Origin of the sequence: Leucobacter weissii, assembly GCF_017565745.1 — a bacterium.
Lineage (GTDB): Bacteria > Actinomycetota > Actinomycetes > Actinomycetales > Microbacteriaceae > Leucobacter > Leucobacter weissii.
Genome location: NZ_JAGDYM010000005.1, coordinates 259,043 through 272,863 on the forward strand (window position 1 = coordinate 259,043; position 13,821 = coordinate 272,863).

Annotated in this window: 13 protein-coding genes; 12 read left to right on the forward strand and 1 reads right to left on the reverse strand. The window is 63.8% G+C overall.

The window, feature by feature from the left end; translation table 11 throughout:
* The first annotated feature begins 3 nt into the window (after positions 1–3).
* From J4H92_RS05705 to J4H92_RS05715, 3 genes are all read left to right on the forward strand, one after another.
* Positions 4–921, forward strand: a complete 918-nt coding sequence (locus J4H92_RS05705) for a cytochrome b/b6 domain-containing protein (protein WP_208097205.1) — start codon at positions 4–6, stop codon at positions 919–921.
* 76 nt (positions 922–997) lie between these two features.
* The gene (locus J4H92_RS05710; protein ID WP_208097034.1) at positions 998–1,687 is read left to right on the forward strand and encodes a 3-oxoacid CoA-transferase subunit A; all 690 of its coding nucleotides are present in this window, start codon (positions 998–1,000) and stop codon (positions 1,685–1,687) included.
* Positions 1,684–2,325, forward strand: coding sequence for a 3-oxoacid CoA-transferase subunit B (locus J4H92_RS05715; protein ID WP_208097036.1), 642 nt, complete (start codon positions 1,684–1,686; stop codon positions 2,323–2,325). The genes J4H92_RS05710 and J4H92_RS05715 overlap by 4 nt, the downstream gene beginning before the upstream one ends.
* Before the next feature lie 18 nt (positions 2,326–2,343).
* Here the strand turns inward: J4H92_RS05715 and J4H92_RS05720 are convergent, their stop codons facing one another.
* On the reverse strand, positions 2,344–2,994 hold the full coding sequence (locus tag J4H92_RS05720) for a TetR-type transcription factor C-terminal domain-containing protein (RefSeq protein WP_208097038.1): 651 nt from the start codon (positions 2,992–2,994) through the stop codon (positions 2,344–2,346).
* A gap of 190 nt (positions 2,995–3,184) precedes the next feature.
* On the opposite strand from J4H92_RS05720, the gene J4H92_RS05725 reads away from it, so the two are divergent.
* From J4H92_RS05725 to J4H92_RS05765, 9 genes are all read left to right on the forward strand, one after another.
* Positions 3,185–4,036: a cyclase family protein gene (locus J4H92_RS05725; RefSeq protein ID WP_208097040.1), complete on the forward strand. Its 852-nt coding sequence runs from the start codon at positions 3,185–3,187 to the stop codon at positions 4,034–4,036.
* Positions 4,037–4,174: 138 nt separating this feature from the next.
* Positions 4,175–4,678 carry an acetyl-CoA carboxylase biotin carboxyl carrier protein gene (accB, locus tag J4H92_RS05730; RefSeq protein ID WP_208097042.1) on the forward strand — a complete coding sequence of 168 codons (504 nt, stop codon included), beginning with the start codon at positions 4,175–4,177 and terminating at the stop codon, positions 4,676–4,678.
* 5 nt (positions 4,679–4,683) lie between these two features.
* Positions 4,684–6,054, forward strand: a complete 1,371-nt coding sequence (locus J4H92_RS05735; protein WP_208097044.1) for an acetyl-CoA carboxylase biotin carboxylase subunit — start codon at positions 4,684–4,686, stop codon at positions 6,052–6,054.
* Positions 6,054–7,520: a hypothetical protein gene (locus tag J4H92_RS05740; protein WP_208097046.1), complete on the forward strand. Its 1,467-nt coding sequence runs from the start codon at positions 6,054–6,056 to the stop codon at positions 7,518–7,520. The genes J4H92_RS05735 and J4H92_RS05740 overlap by 1 nt, the downstream gene beginning before the upstream one ends.
* A 5-nt stretch (positions 7,521–7,525) precedes the next feature.
* Positions 7,526–8,362 (forward strand): enoyl-CoA hydratase-related protein, encoded by an 837-nt coding sequence (locus J4H92_RS05745; RefSeq protein WP_208097049.1) that lies wholly within the window; start codon positions 7,526–7,528, stop codon positions 8,360–8,362.
* A complete protein-coding gene (locus tag J4H92_RS05750; protein WP_208097051.1) occupies positions 8,359–9,282 on the forward strand; it encodes a cyclase family protein in 924 nt (307 codons plus the stop codon). Before J4H92_RS05745 ends, J4H92_RS05750 begins: the two co-directional genes overlap by 4 nt.
* Positions 9,283–9,404: 122 nt before the next feature.
* On the forward strand, positions 9,405–11,414 hold the full coding sequence (locus J4H92_RS05755; protein WP_208097052.1) for a 3-hydroxyacyl-CoA dehydrogenase NAD-binding domain-containing protein: 2,010 nt from the start codon (positions 9,405–9,407) through the stop codon (positions 11,412–11,414).
* Positions 11,415–11,443: 29 nt separating this feature from the next.
* On the forward strand, positions 11,444–12,460 hold the full coding sequence (locus tag J4H92_RS05760; protein WP_341783017.1) for an NADP-dependent oxidoreductase: 1,017 nt from the start codon (positions 11,444–11,446) through the stop codon (positions 12,458–12,460).
* Positions 12,461–12,766: 306 nt separating this feature from the next.
* Positions 12,767–13,708 carry an alcohol dehydrogenase catalytic domain-containing protein gene (locus J4H92_RS05765; protein ID WP_208097053.1) on the forward strand — a complete coding sequence of 314 codons (942 nt, stop codon included), beginning with the start codon at positions 12,767–12,769 and terminating at the stop codon, positions 13,706–13,708.
* Positions 13,709–13,821 lie beyond the last annotated feature (113 nt).

A 13,821-nucleotide genomic window follows, 5' to 3' on the forward strand; every position in this document is an offset into this window, starting at 1 on the left:
CCGATCGTGACCGGACGCGAGAAGAGCCGTCTGCGCAAGCTGCTTTGGATCATCCCGATCGGCTTCGTCGTGGTTCTCGCGGTGGTGCTCATCGCGAAATGGGCGCTGGAGCTCCCCCCCGTTGCGAGCTTCGTCGTGCGATTCCCGGGGATCACCGAACTGCCCGATTCCGCGCCGGAGGGTATCCCGGTCTGGCTCGCCTGGCAGCATTTCCTCAACGCATTCTTCATGCTGCTGATCATTCGAACCGGTCTGCAGGTCCGATCGGTGAAGCGTCCCGCGGCGTATTGGACGAGGAATAACAACGGGATGATCCGCACGAAGAACCCGCCGACGAGGATGAGCCTGAATCTCTGGTTCCACCTGACGATGGATGCCCTGTGGGTGTTGAACGGTCTCGTGTTCTTCGTGCTGATCTTCTCCACCGGGCAATGGATGCGTATCGTGCCGACGAGTTGGGAGATCTTCCCGAACGCGATTTCCGCTCTCCTGCAGTACGCGGCTTTCGACTGGCCGGTCGAAAACGGTTGGGTGAACTACAACAGCGTGCAGGTGATCGCATATTTCGTGACAGTGTTCATCGCAGCGCCGCTGTCCATGCTGACCGGGATCCGCATGTCGGGAGCATGGCCGAGGAACGCGCAGCGTCTGAATCGGATCTACCCCATCGAAGCGGCGCGAGCGATGCACTTCCCCGTGATGATCTACTTCTGCGTCTTCGTCTTCGTCCATGTGCTTCTGGTGTTCACCACGGGTGCGCGGAAGAATTTGAACCACATGTTCGCGGCGCAGGAAGAGGCGGGGTGGCTCGGCTTCCTCATCTTCGGCGCAGCGGTCGCCGCGATGGCGGCGGCATGGCTGCTCGCCCGCCCGGTCATCTTGCGACCGATCGCCGCCCTGACCGGAAAGGTCGGTCGGTAGTGGGCGCCCGACTGTCCCCGCGGCGGCGAGCCGGAGGTCCGCCGACCCAGACTCATCACTCTCGAGGAGGAACGACATGATCGACAAACGCGTCGCCAGCGCCGATGAAGCGGTCGCCGGCATCTTCGACGGAGCCACTTTGCTCGTGAGCGGCTTCGGCCCTCCGGGGCAGCCGGTGGAACTGATCGAAGCACTGGTCCGTCACGGCGCCACCGACCTCACCGTCGTCAACAACAATGCCGCGGCTGGCGGCGAGGCAATCCGACGGCTTTTCGAGGCCGGCCGAGTTCGGAAGGTCATCTGCTCGTTCCCGCGTGCGTTCGACTCGACCGTCTTCGAGGATCTCTACTTGGCCGGCCAGTTGGAACTGGAGTTGGTGCCGCAGGGAACGCTGGCCGAGCGAATCCGTGCGGCCGGTGCCGGGGTGGGGGCCTTCTTCACTCAGACCGGCTACGGCACCGAACTCGCGAAAGGGAAGGAGTCGCGCGTGATAGACGGCCGGGACTACGTGCTTGAATACCCCATCCGCGGTGACTTCGCCCTGGTCAAGGCGTTCAAGGCAGATCCCTGGGGCAATCTGGTGTACCGCAAGACCTCGAGGAACTTCGGCCCCATCATGGCATCGGCTGCGACCGTGACGATCGTCGAGGCGAATGAGGTCGTCCCGCTCGGAGGACTCGATCCCGAAGCGGTCGTCACGCCGAGCATCTTCGTCGATCAGGTCATCGAGGTCGGCCATCCCAGGAACCAGGAGGCGTCCGCATGAGGCTCTCACGCTCAGAACTCGCGGCGCGAGTAGCACAGGACATACCAAACGGGTCATTCGTGAACCTCGGTATCGGCGTCCCGACACTCGTCGCGGACTATCTGCCCGCGGACCGGGAGATCGTGCTGCACACGGAGAACGGCATGCTCGGCATGGGTGGGGTGGCCGCGCCGGGATCCGAGGACGCGGATCTGATCAATGCGGGAAAAATATACGTCACCGAGAAGACGGGTGCCTCATATTTCCATCACGCGGACTCCTTCGGCATGATGCGCGGGGGACATATCGACTTCTGCGTGATGGGAGCGTTCCAGGTCTCGCGTTCGGGAGATCTGGCCAACTGGCGCACCGATGCGGCGGATGCAATCCCATCGGTCGGCGGTGCAATGGACCTCGCAGTCGGCGCGAAACGCGTCTATGTCGTTATGGACCTCTTTACTAAGCAGGGCGCGTGCAAGCTCGTGGATGAGTGCAGCTATCCGCTCACCGCTACGCGCTGCGTCGATCGAGTCTACAGTGACCACGCTGTTTTCGAACCGGGACCCGATGGCCTGCGCGTCACCGAGATCTTCGATGAGATCGACCTCGAGACTCTCTCGAGACTGGTCGGTCTGCCCCTCACCGACGCCCGGGCGTAGCCCCGGCCGCGTTGCTCCCTAGTCGCTCCCGGCTCGAATGGAATCGGCAATCAGGGTGACCGCGGCGTCGACGATCTGGTCGTTGCCGAACTGCTTCTTGCTGCCCGGTCGGCTCGGCCAGGAGCGCAGGTTGTTCATCGTTCCGATGATGTAGCGCGTGACGAGCCGCTGGTCGAGGTCGTCCCGGATCGTGCCATTCTCCTGGCCTGCGGTGACGAGTGCACTGACGTCGGTTTCGAACATCCGGCCCCACTGGATCGCCTCCGCATGGCGTTCCCCGCTCAGGTTGCGCACCTCGGTGAAGTAGATATGAGCACGCTCCCGATTCCGAAGGAACCATTCGCTCGTACGACGAATGTGCTCAAGGAGGTGCTCCAGCGGAGGAAGGTCCAGGGCCCCGACTTCGGCGCTGATCCTCGAAGTGTCCTGGTGGGACTTCTCGATAATGCGGAACAGCAGTTCCTCTTTGGAACTGAAATAGTGGTAAAGGCTGCCTTTGAGTACACCTACGCGATCGGCGATCTCCTGTATCGACGTCGCGGCGTACCCTTTCTCCGACATCACGGCGATGGCCTCATCGATGACGCTATCGTTGCGGTTGCGCCGCTCCCGTGTCTTCCCGTTCTTCTCTTCAGGAGGTGCTTTCTCGCTCTGTATCGAAACCGCCACGGCGGGTTTCCTCCATCTCACTCTCGTGTACCTGGCACAATAGCGGCCCAGTTGCGGTGACGCAATAATTAACCGAATGATTGTTTGGTACGATATAGATGCATGTAACGTCCACCAAGCGTATCGTGCAGAGAGTCTCCGCAGACAGCGTCGCGCGTCTGGAGGAACCCGTCAGAGAGGATGGATGATCATGGCCGGTACGCCACCGACGGAGAACTGGGGCGGTGCGTTCTGGGAGGGGAGGGTGCCCTGGCCCGTTTCGAGCGCGAGGCGAGTATACGACCTTGCGGTTCGGCTCGAGGTCGGCATGACGCATCACTCGTCGCATCCACCGTTCTCCTACGAGCTCTCGAAGCAGCACGGGGAGCACATGTACGGTGCACGGATCTCCGCCGCGATGGAGAAGATCAGCATGGGGGCCCATGTCGGCACTCATGTGGATGCGCCCGGACATGTCTCGCTGGATGGGTGCGTGTTCGGCGACCGCGAGGTAGCGGGGCGTCAGGGCGAATACACCGGTGTCGCGGCGGGTTCCGTCGAAGAACTGCCTCCGCTGTTCGGGCCCGGCCACCTCGTCGACGGCGTCAAGCTGTTTGAACGGGCGATGACACCAGCCGACGGCTTCGGCGCCGCGGAGCTCGAGCGGTGGTTCGCTCGACGGGCTGAGCCCGTGCAGGGCGATATCGTCGTCTTTCGAACGGGCTGGATGCAGTTCTGGGAGGACAGCCCGCGCTACCGGGGTGAGGTCGACCGAGGGATTCCGGGTGTTTCGCTTTCGGGGGCGCAATGGCTCAGCCGGCGAGGAGTGCGGGCGGTCGGTGCCGACACCGTCAATTTCGAGCATAAACCCGAGTGGGATGAGGTAGCGCTGTCCGTCCATGTCCACCTGCTCGTGGAGAACGGGGTCCCGATCATGGAATCCCTGAATCTCGAGGGGCTCGCAGCGGATGGGGTCGAGAGATTCTATTTCGCGGCCGCACCGCTCAGGCTCGGGGGAGGCACCGGTTCGCCGATACGTCCACTTGCATTCGTTTCGTCTTAGTGCGTCCGGGCTGCACCCGTTCGAAGATGGTGCCCGTGCATTGCGGAAACGCGGACATTGCGATATTATTTACCAATCGATTGGTAGATTAATAGAAGCAATCTACTCGCAATCGAATCCATCGACAAGGAGCCAGAGTTGTCTCTCTCACCCTCAGATATCAAGAGCATCGTCGAGGCGCTGCACCGGTCCGAATGGGACACTGCGACGATCGTCGTCGGAGACGTGAGCATCTCCGTGAGCAGGCACGGTGCTGCGGCCCCGCTTGCGGTCGGGCCTGCTTCCGAGGCATCGGCAGCGAGGCCTGCGCCCAATCCCGCATCCGAACCTTCCTCTCGGCCCGACGCCTCCGAAGCCGCTCAGGCGGTTCCGCAGGCCACGGTCGACACGCCGGGAGCGGGAACCCTGGTGGCGGCACCGAGCGTCGGCGTTTTCTGGAGCGCCCCGGAGCCGGGAGCCCAGCCTTTCGTGCAGGTGGGTCAGCGGGTTGAGAAGGGCGACACCCTCTGCATCGTGGAGATCATGAAGCTGATGAACAGCGTCACCGCCGAGTTCTCCGGCACGGTGCTGGAAATCCACGCCGAAAACGCGCAGGCCGTCGAGTTCGGCACGCCGCTCTTCACGATTGCCGAAGAGGACTAGGGCGGATGCGCAGAGTACTGGTCGCGAACCGTGGCGAGATCGCGGTGCGAGTCGTGCGCGCCTGTTTCGACGAGGGTCTTGAGAGCGTACTGGTCGTCTCCGATGCCGACCGCGACTCGCTCGCCGCTCGCCTCGCTGATCGTGTCGTCGTGATCGGGCCAGCGGCGGCCGGGGAGAGCTATCTCGACATCGCTCGCGTGGTGAGCGCGGCGGTGACCAGCGATTGCGATGCGCTGCATCCCGGCTATGGATTTCTGTCGGAGCGTCCCGAACTGGTAGAGGCCTGTGCGGAGGCGGGAGTCACCTTCGTCGGGCCGCCTGCTGAGGTCATGCGGAGGGCGGGGTCGAAGCTCGGCGCGCGCGAAGTCGCGGAGAACGTCGGCATTCCGACGGGTGCTGGAACACCGGGGCTCTCCTCCCTCGAGGAAGCGATCCGTGCCGCTGAGCAACTCGACAACTACCCTCTGCTGCTGAAGGCATCGGCCGGCGGTGGTGGTCGGGGCATGACGATCATCCGCGCGGCCACCGACCTCGAAGGGAGCTTCGTCAGGGCGAGCTCGGAGGCGGAGAAGGCGTTCGGGGACGGCACCGTCTACATGGAACCCTATATCGAGAACGCCCGTCACATCGAGGTGCAGGTCCTCGCCGATCGGCATGGCAACGTCGTGCATCTCGGAGAGCGCGACTGCTCCGCGCAGCGGCGCTACCAGAAGATCGTCGAAGAGGCTCCCAGTGAAGGACTTCCCGGGAAGCTGGTCGAGGACATCAGAGACGCCGCGGTCAGGTTGGCCAGGGCGCTCGACTACGAGGGAGCCGGCACCGTGGAGTTCCTCGTGGATGTCGCGAAAGCGACCTTCATCTTCCTCGAGGTGAACGCCCGAGTGCAGGTAGAGCATCCGGTCAGCGAACTGGTGAGCGGCATCGACATCGTGCGCGAGCAGCTTCGAATCGCCGACGGGTTGGCGCTCTCCGTCTCCCAGGACGATGTGCGGCTCGACGGGCACGCGATCGAGTGCAGACTCAACGCCGAGAACGCGAGAGAGGGCTTTCTGCCTTCTCCCGGCCGCATCACCCATTGGACCATGCCGCAGGGATCCGGAGTGCGCGTCGACAGCTACGGCTTCGAAGGGGCAACGGTGCAGCCCTACTACGACTCACTGCTCGCGAAGCTGATCGTGCACGCGCCCTCGCGAGACGAAGCGATTGAGCTCATGGCCAGGGCACTGAGGAAGGTTCAGGTCGGTGGCGTGAGCACCACTGCGGACGTGCACCTGGCGTTGATGGCGGACGAGGATTTCCGGTCTCGGCCGATCACCACGAAGTGGCTGGAGGAGCGCTTTCTTCCTGCTTGGACGCAGACCGAAAAGGGACGGTAATGACTCATGTAGATTTCGTCGAGCAGTCCATCCGGGACGGGCAGCAGAGCCTCTGGGGAATGCGGATGCGCGCATATGAAGCGGCTGAGGCGCTGCCCTATCTCGCACGGGGCGGCTACCGCACCATCGACCTGACCGGGGCAGGCATGTTCACCGTGCTCCTGCGCGAGTACTTCGACGATCCCTGGGCCACGCTCGACTTCCTTGTGGCCGGACTCGGCGGGAATGAGCTGCGCTCGGGCCTGCGCACCATCAGCGCCGTCGGATTCGCTCCGACGCCACAGGCGGTTCTCGACCTCTGGATTCAGACTCTCGTGAAACACGGGGCGACAAGCTTCTGGCTGTACGACTGCCTGTACGACATGGACACGATGAAACACATGGTCGATGTAGTGCGGGAGGCCGGTGGCCAGCCGGTTCCGGCGATCATGTACGGGCTCACGAGCGTTCACGACGACGCCTTCTTCGCGGAGCGGGCAGCACGCATGTCGACCTGGGAAGGGGTCGAGTCCATCTACGTCGAGGATGCCGCCGGCGTGCTGAAACCGGATCGGGCTCGGACGCTGCTCCCCGCGATTCGATCGGCCGTGGGGGATACGCCCTTGGAGATGCACGCGCACAACACGACCGGTCTCGCCCAGCACAACTACATCGTTGCGCTCGAGAGCGGTTTCAACCGGCTGCACACCGCCTCCCGTCCCCTTGCGAATGGCGCCTCCTTGCCCTCGACGGAGATGATGGTCGAGATCGTTGAGCACATGGGATTCACCCATAGCCTCGACGCGAGCACATTCGAACCCGTTGCAGGGAGCTTCGTCCGAGCCGCGGAGGCCGGCGGGCACCTGCTCGGTGTGCCTGCCGAGTACGATCCGCGCATATACGATCATCAGCTGCCAGGGGGCATGACCGGCACCTTGATCAATCAGCTCGAACGGCACGGAATGGGCGACCGGCTCCCCGACGTCCTCGAGGCGATCCCCCGGGTCCGAGTCGATCTGGGAGAGCCGATCATGGCCACCCCGTTCTCCCAGTTCGTCGGCATCCAAGCCGTCCTCAATATCGTGACCGGTGATCCGTACAGCATCGTTCCCGAAGAGGTGGTGCATTACGCGCTGGGTCACTATGGACCACTGCACGGCAGAATGGACGACAACGTGAGGGATAGGATCCTGTCGAGTCCGCGAGCCCAGAAGCTAGCCTCATGGGAGCGGCCGGATCCGAGTCTCGCCGAACTCCGGTCGGCGTTCCCGAAGGGCATTTCCGACGAGGAGTTCCTGATCCGATTCATGATGTCGGACGAGGAGGTCGACAAGATGATCGCCAAAGGCCCGATCGAGACGGATCCTCGTCGCTCCGCGAACCATATCGTCAACTCCCTGAATGATCTCATCGCCGAATCCTCCTCTGCGACGTCCTTCTCGGTGAGCACGCCCGAGTTTAGTCTCAGCCTCGCGCGGACGGGATAGCCCTCATGGACTACGAGAACATTCTTCTCGAGCACGACGGGCCGGTGGCCTGGATCACGCTCAACCGTCCGAGGCGTCTGAATGCGATGAACGATGCGCTGCTCTCGGAACTCGATCATGCCTTCTCCGAGCTCCAGGGCACCCGCAATCGGGTAGTGGTCATCCGGGGAGCGGGGCGTGCGTTCTGCGCGGGTTACGATCTCTCGGCAGACTCGGAGGAGATCGGATATGCTGCGTCGCGCGGGCCGGTGCAGGACCGTGATCACCTCCTCTCGAATATTGAGCTGTGGACCCGGATCTGGAGGCACGAGCAGCCGGTCATCGTGGCCGTGCACGGCTACTGCGCAGCCGGAGGAGCGCAACTCGCCTCGATGGCCGACATCACGATCGTTGCGGATGACGCGAAGATCATGGCCTCGCCCGCGATCCCGATCGGCGGAGGCTACCTGTCTCCGCTCTGGGTGCACCTCGTCGGGCCGAAGCGCGCGAAGCTGATGTCGTTTGACGCCGGTCGCAGAATCAGCGGGCGAACAGCGGCGGCTTGGGGTTGGGCGGCGGAATCCGTCCCCGCTGAGGAACTGGAAGAGCATGTCCGCGAACTGGCGTACTCGATCGCCCGCACCCCGGGCAACCTGCTCAGACTGAAGAAAGAAGCGATCAACCGGATCATCGAACTGCAGGGCCTCCTCACCTACGCTCGTACTGGCGCCGAAACGGATGCGCTCCTCCATCTCACTCCGGAAGTCCTGCAGGTCCAGGAGTGGATCAAGGAATCCGGTGTGAGCGGGGCGATCGAGCGTTTTCAGCGAGAGGGAGTCCCAGACATCGAGGATGCCCGGTGAAGAAGCGTCCGCCACGATACGCGGAGCTACCCGAGTTGGGTGATCTGGGCGTGCGGCATTCCTGGGGGCAGCTGCCCGAGGAACTCGGGGCGTTGGCATTCGCCCAGGCCGATCAGGTGGTCGCCGGCGCGAAACTGGTCTCCGCCGGTGTGACGGTTCCACTCAACCTGGCTGTCGACGCATTCGACCCGCCCCTGTTCGGGCGGGATCGGATGCGGCATCGCGTGGTCGAGGCGACCCGACTCGATGCTGAAGACGTGGTGGACGCTTTCAACCCTCAGGCCTCGACCCAGCTCGACGGGCTCGCTCACGTGCGGGCTCGGGAATACGGCTACTACGCCGGATGCCCGGACATTGCGCAGGCTCGAGAGCGTCTGGGAATGCACCACTGGGCGAAGCGGGGGATCGCGGGGCGCGGTGTGCTGCTCGACGCGGCTCGTTTCTGGGAGAGGAACGGCAATGATGTGGACCCGTTCCGCGGCACGGAGATCACCGTGGACGATCTGCTCGCCATAGCGGGGGCACAGGGCGTCGCGATTGAACGCGGCGATATTCTGCTGGTGCGAACCGGATGGACTGAGCGCTTCCTCGCACTGGGTGCTGACGCGCGCGAGCGTGTCGGGGCTTGGAACGGATTGCGCGCGGATGGGCGCATGGCCGAGTTCCTCTGGGATTCTGGCCTCTCCCTCATCGGAGCCGACAACCCCGCGGTGGAGAATGCGCCCGGGTCGCGGGAGGTCGGTTCGCTCCACCGGCGCCTGCTGCCCGCGCTCGGCATCTCGCTCATGGAGCTGCTCGATCTTTCGAGACTCTCGAAGGTATGCGAGGAGCAGGGGAGGTGGGAGTTCTTCTTCGTATCGGTTCCTCTGCACCTGCGTGGTGCGGTCAGCTCGCCCGCGAACGCGATGGCGATGCTCTAGCGCCGGGCGAGTCTTTCGCGATGATCATCGACGTCTCTATATTTCAAACAAATGATTGGTTAAAATGACTTGAGCGAGTGCTGCGGAGACGTGGGATTCGGGAAGGCCATTGAAAGGAAGCCATGACAACCGTCTCGACAACGTGGTCGGGCACCATCGCAGTGCTGACCATCGACAACCCACCGGTGAACATGGGCAACATCACCCTCCGCCGTGATCTCAGGGAAGCCATTGCCGCAATCGACCGGCATGAGGAGCTCACCGGTGTCGTGATTGATTCCGCAGGCCCGCACTTTTACGCGGGGTCCGACATCAGCGAGTTCGATCGCCCGCTCGAAGAACCGCAGCTCCCTGCGGTGATCGCGGCGATCGAGGGGCTCCGGGTGCCGGTGGTCGCGGCGATCACCGGCTTCGCCCTCGGCGGCGGGTTCGAACTCGCGCTCGGATGCGATGCAAGAGTCGGAGACGGCAGCGCAAAGGTCGGCTTCCCCGAGGTGACGCTTGGCATGATCCCGGGTGCGGGTGGCACCGTCCGCAGCGGCCGTCTCGTCGGCGCGTTGCCTGCAATCGATCTCGTGGGGTCCGCGCGTCACGTGGAGGCGGAGGAGGCGCTCGAACTCGGGATCCTCGATCGGGTGGTCGATGGTGAACTCCGCGAGGCCGCGATCGCTCACGCCGCGGGGTTGGCCGAGAAGCGGCGGCTCCGAGACCTGACGCCTCCGGTTTTCGACCCCACGGAGGTCGACTCCGCGATCGAGCAGATCTCCCGACGTGCACGTCCGAACGTCCGCATGGCCGTCGAAATGGTCCGACGCGGACTCGAGATCGATGCCTCCGACGCGCTGCTCGAGGAGCGTCGGATTTTCAACCGGCTTCGTTCGGGAGATGAGGCGGCCAACCTGCGCTACCTGTTCTTCGCCAGAAGGGCGGCGGCCGGAGGGTTGCGAAGTGGTGCTGCCCCGATTCGAGTCAAGCGAATCGGTATCGCCGGAGCAGGAACGATGGGGGCGGCTCTTGCCCGTGCCTTCCACAGCAGGGGCTTCGCTGTCACGGTGTTCGATCTCAACCGTGAAGCACGAGACCGCCTGCGGGCAGATTCACCGGAACTGAGCGCCTCCGCCGAGATCCGCGATCTGGCCGACGCGGACTTCGTCGTCGATGCGGTCTTCGAGGATATGCGAGTCAAGCAGGAACTGCTGCACTCGCTCGAGGGGATCCTGCGTGACGACGCAGTGATCGCGAGCAATACCTCGTATCTGGATCTCGACGAGATGTCGAGCAGAATGCGGAAGCCGGAACGCTTCGGGGGCCTGCACTTCTTCAACCCAGCTGATCGGAACCCCCTGGTGGAGGTCATCCGCGGTGGTCGAACCGATGACTCCACTATCGCCACGCTCGCCGTCATCTCCTCGAAGCTGGGGAAGGTGCCGATTCCTGCTGGAGTTGGCGACGGCTTCGTCGCGAATCGCGTCTACGCCGATTACCGCTCGCAGGCCGAGTTCTTGATCGAGGACGGGGCACTGCCCCAGGAGGTGGACGCGGCGATGGTTGAACTCGGCCTGCCGATAGGCCCGTTCGCGGTTGGCGACATGTCCGGATTGGACATCGCATGGGCGAGGCGGAAACGCCTGTCCGGGATCCGTGATCCGAGGCAGCGGTATGTGCGCATTCCGGACCTGCTCTGCGAGGCGGGCCGCCTGGGGCGGAAAACGGGAGCCGGCTGGTACGCATACCCCGAAGGCGCGCGGAGAGGCGAACCGGACCCCGTGGTCGAAGCCATCATCGATCGGGAGCGTTCAGCGCGGGGGATCCTCCCGAGAGCGCTGGGATCGGCGGAGATTCAGACCAGGATCCTCGCTTCGATGCTGTGCGCCGCTGCGAGCATCGTCGATACGGGAATCGCTCGGCGGGCAAGCGATATCGACGTGGCGCTGACCGAGGGCTTCGCTTTTCCCAAATGGCTGGGCGGCCCACTGCGCTATGCGGCTTCCTTTGCGGAACGGGACCTGCTGCAGTGGCTTGCCGAGACCTATCGATCATGTCCGGTCACATTCGCGATCGCGGGACCGTCCGTGGAGGGACGCATGCCTGAGGAGGTCGCTCGGGTGCTCGAACAGGTGACTGCAAGGTGACGGCGGAGCGCGTGAGCGTGACCCGAGCTGTGGCGCTTCGCCGGTTCCCCGAGGGAATGCCGGATCCCGATGATTTCATCGTGGTCGAGCAGCCCGTTCCCGCGCTTCAGCGAGGAGCGGTTCTCGTGGAGAACAGCTGGTTCTCCCTCGATCCGTCTATGAGGATACGGATGAGCGGCGGCGAATCCAGCTACTTCGCGCCGTACCGAATCGGGGCGCCTCTCGACGGCTGGGCCGTCGGAACCGTGGTCGAGTCATCGAATCCCGACTTCACTGTCGGTGACACGCTGCATCACGCATGCGGGTGGCGCGAGCACGCTGTGCTCGTGCCAGATGGGTCGGATTGGACATCGCCCCGTCCGGTAGGGGTCGGCGGGGCGATCGATGCCCGGCATCATTTGAGCGTACTGGGGGCGAGCGGATTCACCGCATGGGCCGGTCTGTTCAAGGTCGCTCAACTCGGACCCGGGGAGACGGTGTTCGTCTCTGCCGCCGCAGGCGCGGTAGGAAGCCTCGCGGTTCAGTTCGCCAAGCTTCGGGGCGCCCGGGTGATCGCGAGTGCCGGAACGTCGGAGAAGGTTCGTCGTCTGACCGGTGCGCTGGGCGCGGATGCCGCCTTCGACTATCGAACGCGGCCGATCGGCGAGTCGTTGCGGTCGGCGGCCCCCGATGGCATCGATGTGTACTTCGACAGTGTTGGCGCAGAGCATCTCGATGCGGCACTCGAGTCGCTTCGACCCGGCGGGCGTGTGGCGCTGTGCGGGCAGATCGAGAACTACAACCATGGGACCGGAGCATCGAAGGGGGTGACGCGCCTCTTCTCGGCGATCGAGAAGGGACTGACCCTGCGAGGCTTCTTGGCTCGCATGTACACGGACGACTTCGGCGAGTTCCGGAGCGAAGTGTCCCACTGGTTCGAGCGTGGGATGCTGACAGTCGACGAAACCGTCATCGACGGGTTAGAGAACGCACCGCAGGGATTCATCGGAATGCTCGGCGGAGCGAACATCGGAAAAACGCTGGTGCGTCTGCAAGCTGAGGCGTAGGGCGTCAGGTGAGGAGTCGGGGCGATGAACATCGGGCGGGTACCGCATGGCCGGAGCCGGGTGATCTTTTCATTCTCGACTACATCAGTGGTTTGATCGGCGCCTCGAGGGATGGGATTGCGACCCACCGCAGCGTATTGGAGATTGCGCGGCGGAGCGCGAATTCGCATCGGATGCCAAGCTTTCTGCGAAGTGGTGTGTGCGGCACTGCGGAACACCGTTCAAGCTCTGCTCTGACCGCTCGGCAGCGCAGCAGGTGATCGGCGGCACTCATGCGGCCGGCAAGAATCAGAAGGAGAGACTGAGATGTTCAGAGGCTGGCAGTTCATCGAACCACGTGCGCCGCTCAAGCTGGTGGAGAAGGAGGATCCAGTCCCGGGCGAGAGGGAAGTCGTCGTCGAGACCCGGGCCGCCGGACTCTGCCATAGCGACGTCGGGTTCATGGAGGGCATCAACGCCTCGATGCTGGCCTTCACGCCCATCATCTTCGGTCATGAGGTGTCGGGCACGATCAAACAGCTCGGCCCCGGAGTCATGGGATGGGAGGTGGGGGAACGCGTCGCGATCGCAGGGCTCGGATTGGATGCGCCCGGCCTGAACACCGACGGCGGTTTCGGAGAGAAGGTGCTCGCAAAGGAAGATCTTCTGGTCCGCATCCCTGAAGGGGTGAGCTTCGTCCAGGGCGCTGCCGCGACCGATGCCGGACAGACCTCTCGCAAGGCTCTGCGAGTCGGGGACGTGGGTGCAGGAACGCGAGTCGGCATCATCGGGCTCGGCGGGCTCGGGCTCACCGCTGCGAAAATGGCCGTCATGCTCGGGGCAGAGGTCCACGCGGTCGAGATCAACGAGGGCGTGTGGCCGCTGGCGGTCCGGGCCGGAGTGAAGCGGGTGGTCGCTTCACCGGCCGAGCTCGCTGATGAACAGCTCGACGTATTCGTCGACTACGCTGGATTCGGCACCACGACAGCCGCCGCGATCGATGCCGTGCGGAACGAGGGGACCGTGGTACAGGTCGGAATGGGGGCGCAGTTCGCCACGATCGACACCACGCTCTTAGTTGCGAAGCAGGTCAGGCTGCTCGGATCTCTCGGAGGATCCTATGAGGACACTCTTGATGTGCTGAGATTGATGAAGCTAGGACTCGAGATCACTGCGACGGAGATCGGTTTCGACGAGATTCCCGCAGGACTCGAGCGGTTGAAGCGTGGCGAGGTGCGAGGCAGGTTGGTCGCGACCCGAGGCGAGTAGACCTAGCCGGATGGGTACTGTCGTCGCGCGCTACTCAGCCTTGACTGTGAAGGGGTGTGTCACTTGGGCCGCATCGAGCAGAACTCGAGCCCGTGCTCGTCCAGCACCCGCAG